This window comes from Shewanella inventionis, from assembly GCF_019931735.1.
In the GTDB taxonomy this organism is placed as follows: domain Bacteria; phylum Pseudomonadota; class Gammaproteobacteria; order Enterobacterales; family Shewanellaceae; genus Shewanella; species Shewanella inventionis.
This window is the reverse complement of the sequence record NZ_CP082926.1, coordinates 4,505,605-4,526,625: the sequence shown is the minus strand read 5'-3', so window position 1 is coordinate 4,526,625 and position 21,021 is coordinate 4,505,605. Positions and strand designations below refer to the sequence as shown.

Sequence of the window (21,021 nt, the reverse complement as noted above, 5' to 3'; positions counted from 1 at the left end):
TTCATTTGATATGCTACCTGTCTATCATATCAGTCAAAAAATAAAATATGCATTATATTGGTGTTATGCGTTAGTTGGAGTGTTTGTGTCGAGTCAGCATACTGAACGTCAGTTTGATAATTACCGCCCAAAAGAGTCACAGGTAAAGCCAGTTAAAGCCCGTAAAAGTAAAGCTGGTTTGCTCATGATTATTCTTATTTTAGCCACAGCCTATTTGGTTGAGTTTGAAGTAAGAACATCGTATTACCAATCGTACTTTTTACACAAATACGCCACCAAGTTAACTTATCAATTGCGTGACTATCCCAGCGACGCGGTTATTTATCCTAAATATGGCCCGTTTGATGACCGTCATGGTTACAGCCAGTTGCCTAAGAAAATTGAACGTTTAATGGAGCGTAATTACCAAATTACTCAACAAGTGGCATTTTCGCCTATGTTGATGGATTACACCGAAATGGGTTTCTTTCCGCCATATCACGAAAAAGCCCAGTCAGGACTTCTAATTAAAGACTGCCGGGCCATGACAGTGTTTGATTTCTCCTATCCTAAACGTGTTTATCAAGATCAAGATACCATTCCGCAGCAGGTTATCAGCACCTTGTTGTTTATTGAAAACCGCGAAATGCTAAGCCCTGAAGAAAAATATAATCCTGTGGTCGATTGGCCCCGTTTTGTGTTGGCCGCTGCCAGCCAAGTTGCAGAAATTGCCGGTGTCGATATGTCAAAGGCCGGTGGCAGTACATTAGCCACTCAAATTGAAAAATTCAGGCACTCTAACCATGGGTTAACGCTAAGTATCAAAGACAAGTTGCTGCAAATTGGTTCAGCCATTATTAGGGTGTATCAACAAGGCGAAAGTACCGTTAAGGCGCGCCAACGTATTGTGCAAGATTATCTTAATACTGTCCCCCTCTCGTCGGCTCCGGGGTTTGGTGAGGTGCATGGTATTGGCGATGGTTTATGGGCGTGGTTTAAAACTGATTTTGCTCAAGCAAACCAGCTATTGCTTAGCCGTCATACTCAGCAAAATGCAGCCCAGCGCGGTAAAGTATTTAGAGAAATAGTGGCGTTAATGATAGCCCAGCGCCGGCCATCTTATTACCTACTGCAAGGCCATGATGATTTAGAGTCATTGGTTGACAGCTATTTACGTTTATTAGGCCGTGATGGCTTAATTGATACCCAGTTAATGGTGTCGGCATTAGAGCAAACGTTAAAGTTTGATACCACTAAGTCAGCAATGACTAACCCAGCCAACAACAAAGGGGTTAATGCTGTGCGCATTCGCACAGCAGGCATGCTGGATGTTAATTTATATGACCTAGACCGCTATGATTTAGCCATTAACAGTACTTATCATGGTGAGTTACAACAAAAAGTGAGTGATTACTTACGCAGCTTATCTCAGGTTGGCGCCGCAGAGCGTGTTGGCTTGTTGGGCGAGCGTTTACTGTCTGCCGAGCAGTTAGATAAGGTGCTTTACAGCTTTACCTTGTATGAAAGTACCGACAGCGCAAACCGCGTGCGTATTCAAACCGACAGTATTGATCAACCTTTTGATATTAACGAAGGCAGTAAACTGGAGCTTGGCTCTACCGCAAAACTGCGCGTATTAGCCACCTACTTAGACATTATTGCCGAACTGCAACAGCGTTTTTCGGCAATGACGGTAGCCGATTTGCGTCAGGTCGATGTTGAGCGCAAAGATCATATTACCCGTTGGGTGGTGGATTATTTGATCACCACCCGCGACCGTAACTTAACCCGTATGCTTGACGCAGCTTTGCAGCGCGAATATTCCGCGTCACCAGAAGAGCGCTTTTTTACTGGCGGCGGTTTGCATGTATTTAATAACTTCAATAAAAAAGAAAACAGCCGCATACCGACTTTATATCAAGCGCTGCAAGAGTCTATTAACTTACCGTTTGTGCGCTTAATGCGCGATATTGTCAGTTACAGCAGTAGTTACAATAGCGAAGGCAGTGTGTCGCAATTATTGCGTAATGACAAAGACCCGCGCCGCGAAGAATACCTAAAAGCCTTTGCTAAACGCGAAGGTAGCTCGTTTGTAAAACGTTTTTATCGCAAATATCGCCAGCTTGCTCCTGAGCAACGTTTAGACGTGTTATTTGATGGTATCGCGCAACAAGAGCATAAATTAACGGCAGCATATCGTTATTTAAAACCTTACGATGGCGAACGTGAACTTAACGCCTTTTTAGCTGCCCGTTTGCCAACTAAAAGTTTTACCGACAAACAAATTAACTTGCTTTATAACAAGTACGGCGAAGACAAGTTTACCTTGGCCGATCAGGGTTATATTGCCAGGGTTCACCCGTTGGAGTTATGGGTATTACGGTATTTAAATGACTACCCAGAAACGGGCTTAACTCAAGTATTAGACGATGCTCAGCCACAATTGCAAGCCGTGTATCGTTGGTTGTTTAAAACTCGTCATCAAAATGCCCGCGATGTGCGGATCCAGGTTATGCTTGAGGTTGAAGCGTTTTTGAGTATCCACCAACGCTGGGTACGTATGGGGTATCCGTTTGAATACATGGTGCCGTCATTAGGTTCTGCATTAGGTAGCTCGGGTGACAGGCCCGCAGCATTAGCCGAGCTGATGGGCATTATTCAAAATGACGGTTATCGGTTCCCAACGGTGCGCATTGATGAACTGCAATTTGCTAAAGACACCCCTTACGAGGTGACGCTTGCTAATAATAAGCAAATGGTCACACGAGTGATGCATCAAGAAGTCGCTAGAGCGCTTAAGCGTGCACTTGGCAATGTCGTACAAAATGGCACAGCCAGACGACTAAACGGCAGCTTATTAGATGCCAACGGCCAATTGATCATCATGGGCGGTAAAACAGGTACTGGTGACAACCGTATTGCGACCGAGATCCGAAACGGTCGTAAGGTGTCGTCAACGGCAATAAACCGCACCGCCACCTTTGTATTTTATTTAGGTGACCATCACTTTGGTACGTTAACCGCGTTTGTACCAGGTGAAAAAGCCGACGACTTTAGCTTTACCTCTGCACTGCCATTACAGGTATTAAAAGGCATGATGCCAATTTTATCGCCAATGATTAATTATCAAGAGCAGTGCCAGGCCGGATTATAACTGGCATCAAGCCCATAGATACACTATGGGCTTGGCAGGTTTTACTTATTGATACAAGCTGAGCATCACCACAATATGACACACAGCAACAACACTAGTGAGGATTGTGCGCAGAGTAATGTAGCTGGTGGTCGCAGATAATTGTTTGGCTTTAAACTCGATATACAGCAAATACACGTAACCACTGACCAGTAAGATTAATGCCGACAATTCAAACGGCGTTAATAATGCAATCCAACAACCTAGCGCAATAACATTACTGATAATCAATAATTTAGCGATACCGTCATCGAGATCCAGTGCTACAGCTTTGCCCCATAATGCCCCCGCCATAAAACTTAAAATAATCGCGCTATAGCTGATAAAACCCAGTAGTGTATGCTCGGGTGATAACAGGCTGTGATTAAAGGCCAGCAAACTGAGTGTAACAAACGGGATTAAGCCAGCAAATCCAAGCCATTGCCAGGTTCTAATATGTTTCATGGTGTTTCCTTAACGACAAATGAAGACCCTAGAACCAATATAATTGATCTTGGTTGTACAGCCTATAGGTGAGCAAAACGTAATGGATATTTATCTTAAAGATGTGTGTGAGCATGATTTAGAGAGGTTATTTGCATTTCAGTATGACCCCATTGCTAACAAAATGGCAGATGTGCCATCGCGTGAACGCGAAGCTTTTTATCAGCATTGGCAGCAGAATATTTTTGCAAATAAGCACAGCTTGGCAAAAGGGATTTGGCAAAATAACCTGTTAGTTGGTCATTTAGTATCGTGGGTTAATGCTGATCTAACCACGCCTAATGAACCTGAAATACGCTTAATAGGCTATTGGATTGGGCGTGAATATTGGGGGAAGGGCATTGCTACTCAGGCGCTAGCACTGTTTTTAAAACAATCTATCACAGGCCCAGTTTTTGCCTATATCGATGGGCAGAACCAAGGCTCGTTAAGGGTGGCTCAGGCCAACGGGTTTGTGAATGTGACCGCACAATACCCGTCGCTGTATATTAAAGAGAGTTTATTAATATTTAAGCGTGATAGCGTTAAAAGTTAATGACCAGCACCACCGCAGCCACCACAACAACTGCCACCATTGCCTTGTTTTTTCTGTGGCGTGTCTGTTTTCGGTGCGCTGTTGGTTTGTTCAGCTTTAGGCGCAACATGGCTAACAGGTTCAGTTTGTTTGGCTGGTTTAAAAATACCGCTAATTGAAAAACTCATGATGATGCCTCGAGATGATTATTTAAACATATAAATATTTTACATGTTTAAATTGTATTCCTCTTTTTCAACGAGTCAAGTGCTTTTAGTTGTAATTTAGCCATATGTGGCGCATCGCACTGTTTAGCGAAGATAAGTAACCCCAACTCTGGATAATAAATGTATATCAAACAGCTCTTTGCACCGATAACGTTATCAGCGCAAACTTCAAGTTTGAATGTATCGTATGGCGTTATTGTTAGGGTCTGTTGATCTTTCAAGGTTTTATTCATCTCTCAACCTGAGTTGAGATTAAGTATTTTGATGAGCAGATCATTTACGTGATTGCGGTTATGGATTTGGTATAAAATACAAATTCTAGTTATTGGAGCGTTTATGTCTTTTGCAGAATTATCGTTACACCCAAGCTTATTATCTCGATTGGCTGAATTAGATTACCAGCAAGCCACCCCTATACAATTAAGTGCCATTCCAGTGATATTAAGCGGTCAAGATGTGATGGCAGGGGCACAAACCGGCACGGGGAAAACGGCAGCATTTGCATTACCCATTTTGCATGCCATTTTGAGCCAGCAAGCGCTTAATCCTCATAATAATTTTAGCGCCATTCGCGCGCTGGTATTAGTACCTACGCGCGAGCTTGCACAACAAGTTCACCACAGTATTGAGCAATATGCCCACGGCAGCAGCATTACCAGTGTGATGGTGTACGGTGGTGTAAGTATTGGCGCGCAAATTCGCCAGCTTGCTGGTGGCTCAGACATATTAGTGGCAACACCTGGGCGTTTATTGGATTTGCTGCGTAAAAGAGCGTTGTCTTTATCGCAGTTAACTCACCTTGTATTTGACGAAGCCGATCGTATGTTAGATATGGGCTTTAAAGACGAAATTATTGATGTGTTAAAACAAGTGCCAAAAACCCGGCAAACGCTGTTGTTTTCGGCCACCTTAGATGATCGTATTTTTAGTTTTAGTAAGCGTTTATTGCAGTCGCCTAAAGTCATTGAGGTGGCCAAGCGTAATACCACTGCCGCAAGCATTGTTGAGCGTGTTTATAACCTCGATAGCAACCGAAAGTGTGCCGCCTTGTGTCATTTAATCAAGGCAGAAAAATGGCAACAAACCTTGATTTTTAGCCGCACCAAACAAGGTGCCGATGCTTTAGTTAAACAAATGAAGCACGAGGGCGTGAGTGCTGAAGTGTTTCATGCAGATTTATCGCAAGCCTTGCGTGAGCAAGTGTTAAGCCAATTTAAAAATGGCGAGTTAACCGCATTGGTGGCTACAGATGTTGCAGCCAGAGGCCTAGACATAAACGAGCTTAATTATGTCGTTAATATGGAATTACCGTTTCAAGTAGAAGATTATGTCCATAGAATTGGCCGTACAGGTCGTGCAGGTAATCAAGGCCAGGCGATCACGTTTCTCAGTGTTGATGATGAGCCAATACTGATAAAACTCGAAGCCTTTTTAGATCGCCGCCTACCGCAACAATGGTTAACAGGGTTTGAGCCTGATTTAACTCAACTTGCTGTTACTACTCGTAAAACGACCAAAAGCGCGTTAAAGCAGCAAGCCCGCAAAAAAGCCTTAGGTCAACGCCCATCACGTAATAAAAAATAATCACTTAGGGCCACTTCATAATGGGAGTGGCCTATTCTCCTATTGTCATTACCGTCTTTTAAATGCCACATTTTTGTCACGCTTTTTGAACCTTGTTGTCACATTTGATGCTTATCTTAATTGTCGAATAATCATACCTAGATTGAAGCAGTTATTTTGTGAGCATACTTAAGGACAATATATGAGCAAGGCGACGTTTAACCCAACTCGTTTTAATAACAGTAATAACACTCCTTTTAATGAAGTGATGGAAAAACACCTGTCACGTCGTAACTTTGTTAAGCGTGGTTTAGGGCTAAGTGCCCTGACTGCCTTTGGCGGTTTTGGGCTAAGTGCCTGTGGTTCTGATAATGATGACAGCACCACAGAAACACCAACCACTCCGACAACACCAACTGCGCCAACTAAAAGTTCTGCGGTATTAGGGTTTGAGTCAATCCCTGGGTCGTTAACAGACGCAGTGGCCATTCCTGCGGGTTATTCTGCTTATGTATTAGCACCATGGGGTACGCCTCTTAACTCAAAAGCCGCAGCATGGAAAGATGACGGTAGTAACACTGCAGATGATCAAGCAAACTCAGTGGGTATGCATCATGACGGTATGCATTTTTTCCCGCTTAATGATGCAGGTGATGATGGCTTACTATGTATTAACCACGAATACATTGACCAAGATGCCTTACACCCTACAGGCCCAACGTATGACACCGATGGCAAACGCAGTGTCATCGACGAGGTGCGCAAAGAAATCAACGCCCATGGCGTGTCAGTTGTACGGATTAAGTTAGTGTCTGGCATGTGGCAAGTGGTTGAAAACGATAGCTATAACCGCCGCTTTACCGGTGCAAGTGTTATGGATATTGCCGGTCCACTAGCCTATAGCTCATACCTGGAAACACGCTACTCGCCAGACGGCAGCCAGGCGCGCGGTACCTTAAATAACTGTGGTAATGGTTACACGCCCTGGGGCACGTATTTAACCTGTGAAGAAAACTGGCCAGAATACTTTGTCAATAAAGGCGAACGGACTGAAGAGCAATCACGCACTGGTATTCCTAGCACTGACACGCGTTATGGCTGGAATCATCTAGCAGGTCATGACGAAGAGCGCCTAGACGAGTTTGCACGTTTTGACATGACACCAACCGGCACAAGTGCAGCGAACGATTACCGTAACGAAGCCAATGGTCATGGTTATATTGTTGAGATAGATCCATACAATCCTAACTCTCGTGCAGTTAAGCGCACAGCATTAGGCCGTTTCCGTCATGAAGGTTGTGTGTTTGGTAAACTTGAAGAAGGCAAGCCGCTGACTTTTTATTCTGGGCATGACTCTCGCTTTGAATACCTCTACAAGTTTGTGTCAGACGCAGTGTGGGACGCCGCAGATGCTAACAGCAGTAACCGCTTAAGCATGGGCGACAAATACATGAATGCTGGCACATTGTATGTAGCAAAATTCAGCGAAGACGGAGTAGGTGAGTGGTTACCGTTAACTCTTGACGGCATGACAACTGACGGCGGCACATTAGCAGATAGCTTTAGCTCATTAGAAGAGATTATTTTAAACACAGCTGGTGCAGCTGATTTAGTGGGCGCAACCCCAATGGACCGCCCTGAATGGGCAGCGGTTGACCCATTTACTGGCACGGTTTACCTGACACTGACCAATAACAGTCGACGTACTGAGAGCACTAACCCTGCTAATCCACGTTTAAATAACAACTTTGGTCATATTATCCGTTGGGATGAAGGCGACGCGGCAACAGAGTTTAGCTGGGATATCTTTGTTTTTGGCTCGCCAGATGATGGCGATGCAGAAACCAACTTATCTGGCTTAACCGACCTTAACCAGTTTGCCAGCCCAGACGGATTAGCATTCGATGCCCGTGGTATTTTATGGGTACAAACCGATAATGGCGCATCTGAAGTAGGTGAAGAAACCAACGACCAAATGCTAGCCATTGTGCCTTCAACTATGCTTGATGCTGACGGCAATCAACAAGTGGTTGGCGCCGACAATCAAACACAACTTAAACGTTTCTTTGTTGGGCCTAACGGCTGCGAAGTCACAGGTTTTGCCATTACGCCTGATTACACCACGGTATTTGCCAACATTCAGCATCCAGACAATTGGCCTTATTCAGATAAAGCTGATGAAGCTACACCAGCAGGGGTTAGTGTGCGTCCACGCGCTGCCACTGTGATTATTCGTAAAGATGATGGTGGCGCAGTGGGTGTTTAATAGGCTGTAGGTGACTCAGAGCCAATTGCAAGATAATTCATGAGTTACCTTAAGCTGTAACCACTTTTCATGCTGATTAAAACCCTGATAGACTTGTGCTATCAGGGTTTTATTATTTATTAGCGTATTATTAATAACAGGAACGTTATGCTAAAAGGCATCCACCATGTAGCCATCATTTGTGGCGATTATCCTCGCTCAAAAGCATTTTATACTCAGGTATTAGGGCTTAAGATTATTGCCGAAAATTATCGCCAAGCGCGCGATTCCTACAAACTGGATTTAGCCTTGCCCGACGGCAGTCAAATAGAACTGTTTTCGTTTAATGGTGCCCCGCCAAGACCGAGCTTTCCTGAGGCACAAGGATTACGCCATTTGGCATTTAAAGTCGACGATATCAAGCAAGTGGTACAGCATTTACAACAGCATGATGTAGAGGTTGAGCCCATTCGAGTCGATGAGTACACTAATAAGCAATACACCTTTTTTAGTGATCCAGATGGGTTGCCACTCGAGCTATACCAAACCACTTAATAGCGTTTTACTCACCGTTAATCTTTAACCTCATCCAAGTTTGTGCAGCCTCTATGTTGAAATAGGCTGTACATTTAGTGTCAACGACATCTTTAATTTGTTACTGGCTGTCATCTAATGCAGCGCAAATATACATTGCTAACTACAATCTTTACACAAATGATAATGATTTGTATTTGTGATCTTCGTTGTGTTTGTGTAAAGTGCGTCACATAAAAGCACTTTCATAAACGCTAATTAATAAAAGGATGATGTTAGACATGAAATCGAACCGTTACAGTAAGTTATCATTGGGTGCCCAAGCTGTTGCTGCTGCGTTAGTGTTTGGTAGTCCTGCGGTTTATGCTGCAGATACCAACAATGAAACTTGCGATAAGGATATATTAGCTAAATGTAAACCAGCTGAAACAGACGAGTCTATTGAGCGCATTCGTGTTCATGGTGTACAAAATTCAGTTTACATGTTTAACAGTTCGGCCGACAAACGCCGTTTGGCTGAGTTAGTCGATACGCCACAGGTCATCACGGTATTAACCCAAGATCAAATCCAAGAGTCAGGAAACACCGACCTTAAAGACATTTTATCTGCTCAAGCAGGTGTAACTCTTGGTACAGGTGAAAACGGTAACGCATTTGGTGACCGTTACATTATTCGTGGTCACGAAGCCCGCAGCGACGTGTTTGTTGATGGCCTTCGTGACCCAGGCATGACAACCCGCGAAAGTTTTGCCACTGAGCGCGTTGAAATTACTAAAGGCCCAAGCTCAACATTTGCTGGCCGTGGTTCATCGGGCGGTGCCATTAACAGCGTAACCAAAAAAGCCTCTGTTGCCTATGACTTTGGCCGAGTAGATGTTGGGGTAGGCAGTGACGACCACAGCCGCGTAACCATTGACTACAACTTACCATTATCAGAAAAAGTCGCTGTGCGCCTAAACGGTTTAACTGCACAAGAAGATAAGCCTGGCCGCGAGGGTATTAGTCGCGACCGTAATGGTGTGCAATTATCGGGTGTGTATGAAACCACAGATGCCTTATCGTTTATTGCCGATGTGTATCATATTAAAGCAGAAGATGTGCCCGATTTAGGCAGCTATTTTGATCAAACCACTCGTAAGCCATTAGAAGATATTCCGGTATATGCACAAGAAGGCGACTTTTTAGACTCAGAGGTGACCACCTTTACTCTGCGCACAGAGTACGAGCTTAATAGCGACATTACCCTGTACAACGCCACGCGAGTTGGCCATACCGAAAACGGCTATATTACAACGGGGATGGGCGGTACAACCCGTGCCGATACCGATGCCACAGCACCAGGCGCAAGTACGTTAACATTAAGTACTCACCAGGGTAATCAAGATGTGGATTATGTTAGCACTCAGTTCAATTTATTCTGGAACACTAAAATCTTTGGTTTTAATAATAAGTTAGTGTTTGGTTTGGAATACACAGACGAAAATGTCGATAACGGTGTGTACACTATTACCAATAACAACCCGACAAACTGTACTACCAATGGTCGTCGCGGTGTGTCTGAGTCTTATTGTATTATCGATGGTGATGGTAATACGGTTGATAACATCAGCCAACTTATGGGGCGCAGTTATGTTGATGGCGGCTCAGATGCAGTATACGACATTGAAACTGTGTCGGCGTATATGATGGATAACGTTGAGTTAACCGAGCAATTGTCTATGTTTTACGGTTTAAGGCTCGACAGCTTTGACTACAGCAACGACACAACCAATGCGCTTTATGAATATTCAGACACCATGTATAACTACAACTTCGGTTTGGTTTACGACTTGTATGAAGACGCTAACATTTATGCTAACTACAGCACGGCTACCAACATCAATGGTGGCGAGTCTGACCTAGGAGCAAACTGTGGTTATGGCGGTATTTGTGGTACTGAAGAGCAAGCCACAGAAGCCGACGCTGAAATCGTTGAAAACATCGAACTTGGCACCAAGTGGATGTTATTTGATGACAAAATGATGTTCTCAGCATCGATTTTCCAAATCACAAAAAGTGATGTAATGGAAAGCGTTGGTGACAGCTACTCAACCTTAGGTACGCTCAACACAGGTGAAAACCGCGTAAAAGGGATTGAGTTTGGTATGGTGGGTAACATTACTGAACAGCTCAGCATTCAATTCTCTGCCGCTAAAATGGATTCAGAAATATTAGATTCTTACGACCCAGCAAACATTGGCTTAGCGTTAAGTAACTTTGCAGATGAAAGCGCGTATTTACAATTACGTTATCAAATATCAGACTCATTTGTATTTGGTGGTAGCTACACTTACCAAAGCGAAATGTACGGCGGCCAACCAGATACTGCGGCAGGTTATGACACGACTAATGAGCGTTACAGCATCGTAGTGCCTAACTATCAAGTGGTTGATTTATTTGCGAGTTACAATGCTACTGAAGCCTTAACATTCCGCATTAACGTGGGTAACGTGTTAAACGAAGAATACTGGACAGCGGCATATCGTTCAGGTTCATTTATGTACCTTGGTGATGCTCGTAATTCAAGACTGTCGATGACATACGAATTTTAATCGAGCGATTTACCGATAACACCAACGCTTAACTTCTCGTTAAGCGTTGGTTTTTTGATTTTAAAAAACAGGAAATAAGCATGGTTGTTATAGAAAAAGTGCTCAGCAAAGAGCAAGTCAGCGCTTATCGTCAGCAGTTAGCGCAATGTCCATGGGGCGATGGCCGTAAAACCGCAATGGGGATGGCAGCTTCAGTAAAAAATAACAATCAAGCCGATGCACAAGATACCAACGTTCGCCAGCTGGCTAACCAGCTTTTAGGGTGCATTGGTGATACGCCTAAAATCGTTTCCGCGGCATTACCGCATAAAATTTTCCCACCGTGTTTTAATCGTTATAGTGAAACCGAAGAGTATGGCTACCATGTCGACGCCGCAATTATGCGGATACCGGGCACGAGTGAAGTGATCCGCAGCGACGTGTCGATGACGGTGTTTTTAAGCGAGCCAGAAGAATACGACGGCGGTGAATTGGTTATCTCTACTGAATTTGGTCAGCAACAAATTAAATTGCCAGCCGGATATGCAGTGGTGTATCCATCAAGCAGTTTACATAAAGTTACCGCGGTCACTCGTGGCCAGCGTGTTGCTGCTATTACCTGGATGCAAAGCATGGTGGCAGATACAAACTTACGCCAAACCTTGTATCAACTTGACCAAAGTATTCAAAAGCTGATTAACGCCAACAAAACCGATCGCGCCGAACTCGACAATTTACACAATGTGTATCACAACTTAATTAGACAATTTACCCAGCTATAATACGACAAAAAGGGCGTGTATTTTGTCAATATACGCCCTTTGATTTACTCACCGCGTAAAAAAATGAAATACTCATAACGCTTTACTGCATTATTCAGATTAAGCTAATCTTCTTGCCAACTGAGCGCATAAGGAGATGATGTGAGCACTGCCGAATCTATTACTCGATCCACCAATAAAACCAAATCATTTTTTGCAGGTGCCTTAGCGGTGATGCCATTAACCATTGCAGTCATCCCCTGGGGCATTTTAGCCGGCTCATTCGCACTAGAGATTGGCCTCACTGCGATAGAAAGCCAGGCCATGTCGGCGATTATTTTTGCAGGCAGTGCGCAATTGGTCGCCCTCGGGATGATAAAAACCGGTATTGGTATTGGCAGCATTTTAATCACCACCTTGCTCATAACCTCAAGGCATTTACTCTATGCCATGGCCATGCGCAGTCACATTAGCCCATTACCCCTTAAATGGCGGCTAGGGCTGGGGTTTTTACTCACCGACGAGTTATTTGCTATTTCAAACCAGACTCATGGCGGCCAAACGTCTGCACAGCATCAATTTGATCGCTGGTATGCGCTGGGTGGCGGTTTAACCTTTTATATTGGCTGGAACATAGCCACCTTACTCGGCATAGTCGCTGGCCAGTCTATCGATAATTTAGGTGAGCTTGGGCTCGACTTTGCCATTGCTGCCACTTTTATCGCCATAGTGGTCCCCACAGTGAAAAAGCCGTCAATTTTAGTGAGTGTATTAGTGTCGCTCACCTTAGCGGTGGTGTGCGCCGTGTTTGCCATTCAAGCTGGTTTATTGATTGCCGCCATATCGGGCATGGCTGCGGGTATGGCTTATGCCAAATTCACCAATGAAGGCATTGCAACTACTGATACCCCCGGTGCTGATATCACGCCCACCAAGGAGGACAACCTATGACATGGTTGATTATTTTATCAATGGCAGCGGTGGTGTTTGTGAGTCGGCACTTGTTATTAGAACCCAAAATCCCACTTCGGTTGAGTAAAAACACCTTAACCTTTTTAAGTTACTCTGCTCCTGCTGTTTTAACGGCCATACTCGCCCCTATTGTGTTTGTACCAGAGGGTAAACTGGCCATTAGCATGCATAACCCTTATTTAACCTGTGCGCTGGTGGCTACGGTGCTGGCTTATATTACCCGCAACACCTTACTTACCACTGTGCTGAGCATGGGGTTATTTTTCTTTTTATATTCGCCCTAATCCCATTGATGATTCTCAATAATTGTTAACTGACATTCACTGGCGCAATAGATTAGAATAAGCGCCATATAATGGATCAGTAGAGTGAAATCATGCACGTACACATTTTAGGGATTTGTGGCACTTTTATGGGCGGATTAGCCCTGCTTGCCCGCGCAATGGGCCATAAAGTGACCGGAAGCGACGCCAACGTTTACCCGCCAATGAGCACTCAGCTTGAGCAACAAGGCATTGAACTAATACAAGGTTTTGACCCAATCCAACTGGGTAAAGAAGGCGAGAATCAACCCGATTTAGTGGTGATTGGTAATGCCATGAGTCGTGGTAATCCTTGTGTTGAAGCGGTATTAAACCGTGGCATGAAATACACCTCAGGGCCGCAATTTTTATCAGAACATATATTGCCAAACAGGTGGGTGTTAGCTGTGTCGGGCACTCATGGTAAAACCTCAACCTCAAGTATGCTCGCCTGGGTGTTAGAGTATTGCGGTTATGAGCCGGGTTTTTTAATTGGTGGCGTACCACAAAACTTTGGTGTGTCAGCGCGCTTAGGTAATTCACCGTTTTTTGTGGTTGAAGCCGACGAATACGACAGCGCTTTTTTTGATAAACGCTCTAAGTTTGTTCACTACCGTCCGCGCACGCTGGTAATCAATAATTTAGAGTTTGATCATGCCGATATTTTTGCCGATCTGGCCGCCATTCAACGTCAATTTAATCATGTTATTCGCACCGTACCAGGTGAGGGGAAAGTGATTTGGCCACGCGACGTTGACGCTGTTAAACAAGTGATTGATATGGGCTGCTGGAGCGAGCAAGAAACTTATTCTAAACACGCTACAACAACTGAACCAAGCGCCTGGCAGTCGCGTACGATTGCCGACGACGGTCACGAGTTTGAAGTGTTGTTTAACGGTGAAACGCAAGGCGTTGTGAGTTGGGGCTTGATTGGTCAGCACAATATTGAAAACGCCATAATGGCCATTGCTGCCGCTCGTCATGTTGGGGTTGCGCCTAATCACGCCATTGAGGCATTAGCGCAATTTAGCCCGCCAAAACGTCGTTTAGAATTACTTGATACGGTTAACGATATTAGCGTGTACGACGATTTTGCCCATCACCCCACAGCGATTGCCACCACCTTACAAGGTTTACGTGCCAAAGTGGGCGTTGATACCAATGCTGCGGGGAAGATTATTGTCGTGCTTGAGCCGCGCTCCAACACCATGAAAAGCGGTGTGCATAAAGACACCTTAGCCAATTCGATGGCGTTAGCCGATGTGGCATATTTATATCAAGCAGACAATATTGGCTGGGATATAAGTGCCAGCATGGCAAATGCTCCAATCCCCGCAACTGTATACCACAGCATCGACGACATCGTTAACGCTGTTGCCGACACGGCAAATCAAGGTGATACCGTGGTGATAATGAGTAATGGTGGTTTTAATGGTATTCATCAAAAAATCATTAAGGCATTAGCGTAAACGTCAATGCAATAGAGGATACAAGATGGCCTACGCCAAAAAAGCCAAAGCAATAAGTCTCGCCTGGACCGGTGCCTCAGGTGCGCCGTATGGTATTAAGCTACTTGAATGCTTACTGGCGAACGACTACCAGGTATTTTTAATGATATCCAGTGCCGCGAGAGTGGTACTGGCCACCGAGCATGGTTTACAACTTAGCGCCAACCCAGACAAAGCCAAAGCGCAATTGCTTGAACAGCTTGATACCCCAGATGCTCCCCTTAAAGGTGAGTTGGTGGTGCTGGGTAAAGATGAATGGTTTTCGCCACCGGCCTCAGGCAGCGCTGCGCCAAAACAAATGGTGATTTGCCCGTGTTCAACGGGTACGTTAGCGGCAGTGGCAACAGGTATGAGCAATAATTTGCTCGAAAGAGCAGCAGACGTTGTACTAAAAGAGCGGGGGCAATTGATTTTAGTTCCGCGAGAAACTCCGTTTAGCGCCATACACTTAGAGCATATGCTAAGCCTAACCCGCAATGGCGCCACCATTATGCCAGCAGCACCAGGCTTTTATCATAATCCCCAATCGGTAGAAGATCTGGTAAACTTCATGATTTCCCGGATCCTAGATCATTTGGGTATAGAGCACGACTTAACGAGTCGCTGGGGATACGGACACACCCAGCCAAACGACATCGACAATTGAGATATTTATGAAGCACACAATTGAAATGATGATTTCTGAGCAAGAAATCAATAAAACGTTAGACCAGCTAGCTGAGCGTATTAATGCACATTATGCCAACAGCGAGCGCTTATTAATGGTTGGCCTGCTAAAAGGCTCTGTCGTGTTTATGGCCGATTTGTGTCGTCGTATTAAAGGTCATGTTGAAATCGATTTTATGTCTGTGTCTAGCTACGGCAACAGCATGAGTAGCTCGCGCGATGTTAAGGTACTTAAAGACGTACAATCTGATATTGCAGGCCGAGATGTACTTATAGTTGAAGACCTCATTGACTCAGGCAACACCCTAAACAAAGTACGCGAGATGCTACTACTGCGTGACCCAAAAAGTCTTGCGCTGTGCACGTTACTCGACAAACCAGAGCGCCGCGAAGTTGATGTGCCAGTCGACTTTATCGGTATTACCATTCCTGACGAGTTTATTGTGGGTTACGGTATCGACTATGCCGAGCAATATCGCAATCTGCCTTACATTGCTAAAGTGGTGCCGCTAGATTAAGTGGGGCTTTTTACATTCCCTATCCATACTTGCCAACATCGAGCATATTCTGGTTAATTGGGTATACACTCCCGCTTTTCGGCGGGAGTATTGTTTTAAGTGTCTAAAGATTTTTGCATCTTTTTTCATTTTTATAACGTCTTTAGCAGTACGTAATAAGAAGTGTTTAATGCGCAATTCATGGATTAGAGGTATGGCAATGAGTAACACCAACAATGCATTGGTGATCGAAAACCTTAAAAAAACCTATAAAGGCGGCGTGCAAGCGGTTAAGTCGATCAGTTTGACGGTAAAGCAGGGCGACTTTTTTGCCCTGCTTGGCCCAAATGGCGCTGGCAAGTCGACCACAATTGGCATTATCAGCTCGTTAGTGCAAAAAACCTCTGGCTCTGTGTCTGTATTTGGCTTTGATATCGACAAGCAGCTTGAACAAGCCAAACTGTGTATTGGATTAGTGCCGCAAGAGTTTAACTTTAACCAGTTTGAAACCGTACAACAAATAGTGGTTAACCAAGCAGGCTATTACGGTGTGCCTAAAGATGTGGCATTACAACGCGCCGAAAAATACTTAACTCAACTTGATTTATGGCAAAAGCGCAATGCCCAAGCCCGCGAGTTATCGGGCGGTATGAAGCGTCGTTTAATGATTGCGCGTGCGTTAATGCACGAGCCCAAACTGCTTATTTTAGATGAACCAACCGCAGGGGTAGACATTGAACTGCGCCGCTCAATGTGGGATTTTTTAAAGCAAATCAATCAGCAAGGTGTGACCATTATTTTAACCACTCACTACCTAGAAGAAGCCGAAATGCTGTGCCGCACCATTGGCATTATTGACACAGGTTTGCTGGTGGAGTGCACCACCATGAAAGCCCTACTCAGCAAGCTTGATGTGGAGACCTTTATTTTAGATTTGCGCCATGACTTAGAGACCGCGCCGCAATTGGCTAATATGAATTGCCGCTTAACAGACCGTCATACTTTAGAAGTGGACGTGGCTAAATCGCACAATATTAATGAGCTATTTGCTCAATTGAGCGCCGCAAACATCGAGGTGTTATCAATGCGCAATAAAGCCAACCGCCTAGAAGAATTATTTGTAGAGCTGGTTGAAAAAGCCAAGGAGTCAAAATAATGAATAGTCTGTATTTTGTGGCTTTTAAAAGTATTTTAACCAAAGAAATTAACCGTTTTACCCGCATTTGGGTGCAAACGTTAGTACCGCCAGCTATCACCATGACCTTGTATTTTTTAATATTCGGTAACCTAGTTGGCAGCCGGATCGGTGAAATGGGCGGCGTGTCATATATGGAGTTTATCGCACCAGGCTTAATCATGATGTCGGTTATCACTAACTCATATTCTAATGTGGCATCGTCGTTTTACAGTGCCAAATTTCAACGCAACATTGAAGAAATCATGGTCGCGCCTGTCCCGCATTACGTGTTAATTGCCGGTTATGTTGGCGGTGGTGTTGCTCGTGGTTTGTGTGTAGGTTTAATCGTAACCCTAGTGGCGATGTTGTTTGTGAACATCACTCTACACCATGTAGGTTTAGTCATACTTACAGTATTTTTAACCTCAGTGTTGTTTTCGCTGGGCGGGTTAATTAATGCGGTGTTTGCTAAAAGCTTTGACGATATTAGTATTATCCCTACATTTATTCTAACGCCACTGACCTATTTGGGCGGCGTTTTTTATTCGTTATCGTTATTACCAGACTTTTGGCAAGGCGTGTCAGCGCTTAACCCTGTTGTGTATATGATTAACGTATTTCGCTACGGCTTCTTAGGCTTTGCCGACATTAGTGTGCCATTATCAATCGCCATTATGGTGGGCTTTTGTGCCAGCCTATGGACGCTGGCGTATTATCTTATATCTCGTGGGATTGGTTTACGAAGTTAATACATACCAAGCACAAAAAGCATTGATAAAGGGCTCGGAAGGGCCTTTTTTTGTGGGCGTTATTTAACAGGGATTTACTCAATAGGTTTTATCTCGGACTAAGTAATTATTATTGCTAACTGTAATCCATTGGGCTTTGTACACCTGTTTGGTGCAAACCTGCAACATGGGTATAAATCTGGGTTGTTTTTACATCATTATGGCCGAGTAATTCCTGCACGGTTCTTATATCGTGACCACGTCTCAGTAAGTTTGTTGCAAAGGAATGCCTAAAAGTATGAGCGGTAATGCGTTTAGTGATAGTCGTTTTCTGAACTGCTTTTTTTAATGCCTTTCTAAATGTTGTTGGGTCAATATGATGTCTGCATCTATAGTCATTAACAGGATGTGACACACAGTGAATCGAAGGAAAAAGATATTGCCAATGTAATTGTTTGGCGCTTGTCCCAAACTTTTTGAGTAAGCTAGGAGGCAAAGAAGCCATCCCTAATCCCTGAGATAAGTCGTGAGCATGAGTCTCTCGCACAAGGTGCATCTGCTGCTGTATGGGGTCAATGGTCATTTTAGGTAAAATACAAACTCTATCTTTTTTACCTTTACCTCTAAATACAAAAAGTGTGCGATTTTCAAAATCGATATCCTTAAGTCTAATACTTAACGCTTCAGTTAATCTTAGCCCCGCGCCATATAATAAACAGCCAATCAGTTGGTATTTACCATGTAAATTATCAATGACCTGTTTGGCCTCAACATCATTTAATACCTGCGGAATACGACTTGGAGGTTTAGCATATGGGAACTGTAAATTATCAGTATCGATAGCTAATACATGTTTAAACGCAAAAACAAGGGCGCAAAGGGCTTGCTGTTGTGTACTGCTTGATACGTGTTTATTGTTTGCCAAAAATGATAAAAATTGTTCAATATGGCTAGGGGAAATTTGCTTTGCCGTCGAAAAACGAAAATGGCGAATAAAATATCGATTCCAATACAAATAAGATTTTTCAGTTTGATAGCTGTAATGCCGTACTCTAATTTGTTGTCTAATCGCTTCTAAATATCCAGTTCCTGCCATCATTTCCCCCTTTATGTTACCTGCACTGTGTTTATATAAGGGCTATCCACTTAGCACAACCAACCACTATATATTGTGGTTATCGATCTTTAATTGATTGGTACGTTATCGGCTTAGAACGCACTGCTTGTTCAAGCAGCCTGTAGAATAATAATCCCCGAGAATCTGACTTTCTTCTGTTGAAGCGAAATGTAAACTCATCTAAATAATAATCAAGTTGCTTAGCCTTTACCGCGCCTTGATATGTACCTAAAAGCCATCTTTTACATAATGATGAGACTCGATGTACCCCAGCCATTGTTTCATGTGCAGGTACAGATGAACCTAAATGCACTATTCGGTTATGCTTATATCCTTTCTTGTCTATTTGTTTGTATGCTTGAGAGCCATCACTACAAATTGTACTACCAGGTTCAATTACATCTTGAATGAATTGATGGATATGTTCTTTAGTTGCACTTTCCACTTGCCTTAAACGTATCCGACCAAATCCAGAGGGTGATAGCAGCTCAACAGCGACCAAAACTACAGCCTTACGCTTACCCTGTTGATTTTTAATAGATGATTGCGGAACGACGCCACCTATTAGTGTTTCGTCAACCTCTACGATGCCGGATAACTTATCCCTTTCAGGATCAACCATGGCATGTCTTAACTTGTGCATTAATGACCAAGCGGTTTGATAACTCCCAAGACCTAATAGCCTTTGAACTCCAAGAGCGCTGACACCATTTTTTTGATTTGTAATAAACCAGACCGCAGCAAACCAACTTTTCATGGGGGTTCTTGTTTTGTCAAAAAGTGTACTTGATGTTACTGAACACTGAGAACGACAAGCATGACATTTTAACTTGCCATTACTTAACTGATAAGGTGATTGATGGCTTGAACAGCTTGGACAAATGAATCCGTTTGGCCAACGAAGTGCGTAAAGGTAGCTGATGCAAGATTGTTCATCATGAAACCAATCTACAAACTCGTCCCAACTTGTAGGGTAATCAACGCCAGCTTTTAATAAATACGATGAAGTTTTCATTACTACATATTGACACTGGTGGCGCTAAATGGATAGCCCTTGTTTATATACAGTTATAATGGGTTTTGACGTGTTTTCAAGCTAAATCGGCTAATAAGTAAACTAAAGTCGTACGGGAAATAATTTGATTATTTTTTAATGCATTGAAATTAATGCACTTTTAATCTTTGACGAATATTAAGTCCACTTTTAACGTGCAAGCTCGCTTTTATTTGTCAGTGGAGTTAAATTAAATCGCTTTACATCAATAAGATAGTAAATGTAGGATGTTAATAATCAATAACTTAAAGGGCGACTTTAATTTTGTTTTGCCCTTCAATAAGCTGTTATGTGACAAGGAGTAGAAGTTGATATCTGGAGCAGTAGGAAAAATTATAGGTCTAGTATTAGCACATAGTGTTTTGATTGGCAGTGATTTACAAGAAGGTGAATTATTAGTTCCTTTAGTTATTTACTATCAAGGTGAAAACCGAGAAATTAAAACCTTTGAAGCAGACACCCAGCAAAATGCGGTTATTCTTGGACAAGAATTTTTAAACACCTTATCGCAAAAATCCGATAGCTGGGCATATGTGCAGGATGGATTAATAACTCTTGAAAACGGAAGTAAGCAAGATGTCTATTTTATCAAAGCTTGGGCTAAGGGGATGTCAAAGCCTATGGAGTTATACCAAATGTATAATGCACAGCCTTTTGCGTTGGTCGACAATATTAAAGTGTTAAATTACTCTGATACTGGTTTAAACCCAGAAGATGCTGATTATTTTGTCGCAGCGTTAGATGAAGGTATATTTTCACACCCATCTGCTGATGAAGAAAACATAGGACAGTGGTTTAAATAAATAGCCACATAACAAGCCATTACAGTAACGGGACTGCTAACAGCTTGCTCGGTTCCGCTTCGCTTCACATTTTAGCAAGCTATTATCAGCCCCTGAATGGGGCGTTATGTTTACTTGTATTTCAGTGG

The 21,021-nt window shown here is 43.4% G+C and carries 19 protein-coding genes; 15 read left to right on the top strand and 4 right to left on the bottom strand.

Annotation, left to right across the window (positions count from 1 at the left end; all coding sequences use genetic code 11):
• Positions 1 to 85: 85 nt before the first annotated feature.
• Entirely contained in the window at positions 86 to 3,133 is a 3,048-nt protein-coding gene (locus K8B83_RS20350) for a transglycosylase domain-containing protein (protein ID WP_188738203.1), read from the top strand.
• A gap of 45 nt (positions 3,134 to 3,178) precedes the next feature.
• On the opposite strand, the gene K8B83_RS20345 is transcribed toward K8B83_RS20350, so the two are convergent.
• A complete protein-coding gene (locus K8B83_RS20345; RefSeq protein WP_188738200.1) occupies positions 3,179 to 3,616 on the bottom strand; it encodes a DUF3429 domain-containing protein in 438 nt (145 codons plus the stop codon).
• A gap of 82 nt (positions 3,617 to 3,698) precedes the next feature.
• On the opposite strand from K8B83_RS20345, the gene K8B83_RS20340 reads away from it, so the two are divergent.
• Positions 3,699 to 4,190, top strand: coding sequence for a GNAT family N-acetyltransferase (locus tag K8B83_RS20340; RefSeq protein WP_188738199.1), 492 nt, complete (start codon positions 3,699 to 3,701; stop codon positions 4,188 to 4,190).
• On the opposite strand, the gene K8B83_RS20335 is transcribed toward K8B83_RS20340, so the two are convergent.
• The gene (locus tag K8B83_RS20335) at positions 4,187 to 4,357 is read right to left on the bottom strand and encodes a hypothetical protein (protein WP_188738197.1); all 171 of its coding nucleotides are present in this window, start codon (positions 4,355 to 4,357) and stop codon (positions 4,187 to 4,189) included. The genes K8B83_RS20340 and K8B83_RS20335 overlap by 4 nt on opposite strands.
• A 375-nt stretch (positions 4,358 to 4,732) precedes the next feature.
• On the opposite strand from K8B83_RS20335, the gene K8B83_RS20330 reads away from it, so the two are divergent.
• The 12 genes from K8B83_RS20330 (at position 4,733) to K8B83_RS20275 (ending at position 17,940) form a co-directional block, all read left to right on the top strand.
• A complete protein-coding gene (locus K8B83_RS20330; protein WP_188738195.1) occupies positions 4,733 to 5,980 on the top strand; it encodes a DEAD/DEAH box helicase in 1,248 nt (415 codons plus the stop codon).
• Positions 5,981 to 6,161: 181 nt separating this feature from the next.
• On the top strand, positions 6,162 to 8,225 hold the full coding sequence (locus tag K8B83_RS20325) for a PhoX family protein (protein WP_188738193.1): 2,064 nt from the start codon (positions 6,162 to 6,164) through the stop codon (positions 8,223 to 8,225).
• 147 nt (positions 8,226 to 8,372) lie between these two features.
• Positions 8,373 to 8,759, top strand: coding sequence for an SMU1112c/YaeR family gloxylase I-like metalloprotein (gene gloA2, locus K8B83_RS20320; protein ID WP_188738191.1), 387 nt, complete (start codon positions 8,373 to 8,375; stop codon positions 8,757 to 8,759).
• A 260-nt stretch (positions 8,760 to 9,019) separates the two neighbouring features.
• Positions 9,020 to 11,329: a TonB-dependent receptor gene (locus K8B83_RS20315; RefSeq protein WP_188738189.1), complete on the top strand. Its 2,310-nt coding sequence runs from the start codon at positions 9,020 to 9,022 to the stop codon at positions 11,327 to 11,329.
• Positions 11,330 to 11,409: 80 nt separating this feature from the next.
• The gene (locus K8B83_RS20310; RefSeq protein ID WP_188738187.1) at positions 11,410 to 12,090 is read left to right on the top strand and encodes a Fe2+-dependent dioxygenase; all 681 of its coding nucleotides are present in this window, start codon (positions 11,410 to 11,412) and stop codon (positions 12,088 to 12,090) included.
• Between the two features lie 141 nt (positions 12,091 to 12,231).
• Entirely contained in the window at positions 12,232 to 13,020 is a 789-nt protein-coding gene (locus K8B83_RS20305; RefSeq protein ID WP_373284883.1) for an AzlC family ABC transporter permease, read from the top strand.
• Positions 13,017 to 13,325, top strand: coding sequence for an AzlD domain-containing protein (locus K8B83_RS20300; RefSeq protein ID WP_188738185.1), 309 nt, complete (start codon positions 13,017 to 13,019; stop codon positions 13,323 to 13,325). The genes K8B83_RS20305 and K8B83_RS20300 overlap by 4 nt, the downstream gene beginning before the upstream one ends.
• Positions 13,326 to 13,417: 92 nt before the next feature.
• Positions 13,418 to 14,812, top strand: a complete 1,395-nt coding sequence (gene mpl / locus K8B83_RS20295; protein WP_188738183.1) for a UDP-N-acetylmuramate:L-alanyl-gamma-D-glutamyl-meso-diaminopimelate ligase — start codon at positions 13,418 to 13,420, stop codon at positions 14,810 to 14,812.
• Positions 14,813 to 14,837: 25 nt separating this feature from the next.
• Positions 14,838 to 15,497 carry a flavin prenyltransferase UbiX gene (locus K8B83_RS20290; RefSeq protein WP_188738181.1) on the top strand — a complete coding sequence of 220 codons (660 nt, stop codon included), beginning with the start codon at positions 14,838 to 14,840 and terminating at the stop codon, positions 15,495 to 15,497.
• Positions 15,498 to 15,504: 7 nt separating this feature from the next.
• The gene (hpt, locus tag K8B83_RS20285) at positions 15,505 to 16,035 is read left to right on the top strand and encodes a hypoxanthine phosphoribosyltransferase (RefSeq protein ID WP_188738178.1); all 531 of its coding nucleotides are present in this window, start codon (positions 15,505 to 15,507) and stop codon (positions 16,033 to 16,035) included.
• 199 nt (positions 16,036 to 16,234) lie between these two features.
• On the top strand, positions 16,235 to 17,170 hold the full coding sequence (locus tag K8B83_RS20280) for an ABC transporter ATP-binding protein (protein WP_188738397.1): 936 nt from the start codon (positions 16,235 to 16,237) through the stop codon (positions 17,168 to 17,170).
• Positions 17,170 to 17,940 carry an ABC transporter permease gene (locus K8B83_RS20275; protein ID WP_188738176.1) on the top strand — a complete coding sequence of 257 codons (771 nt, stop codon included), beginning with the start codon at positions 17,170 to 17,172 and terminating at the stop codon, positions 17,938 to 17,940. Before K8B83_RS20280 ends, K8B83_RS20275 begins: the two co-directional genes overlap by 1 nt.
• Before the next feature lie 115 nt (positions 17,941 to 18,055).
• On the opposite strand, the gene K8B83_RS20270 is transcribed toward K8B83_RS20275, so the two are convergent.
• On the bottom strand, positions 18,056 to 19,018 hold the full coding sequence (locus tag K8B83_RS20270) for an integron integrase (RefSeq protein ID WP_223418772.1): 963 nt from the start codon (positions 19,016 to 19,018) through the stop codon (positions 18,056 to 18,058).
• A 76-nt stretch (positions 19,019 to 19,094) separates the two neighbouring features.
• On the bottom strand, positions 19,095 to 20,051 hold the full coding sequence (locus K8B83_RS20265) for an IS1595 family transposase (protein ID WP_188738175.1): 957 nt from the start codon (positions 20,049 to 20,051) through the stop codon (positions 19,095 to 19,097).
• A gap of 347 nt (positions 20,052 to 20,398) precedes the next feature.
• Here K8B83_RS20265 and K8B83_RS20260 point away from each other — a divergent pair, with 347 nt between their 5' ends.
• Entirely contained in the window at positions 20,399 to 20,893 is a 495-nt protein-coding gene (locus tag K8B83_RS20260) for a hypothetical protein (RefSeq protein ID WP_188738173.1), read from the top strand.
• Positions 20,894 to 21,021 lie beyond the last annotated feature (128 nt).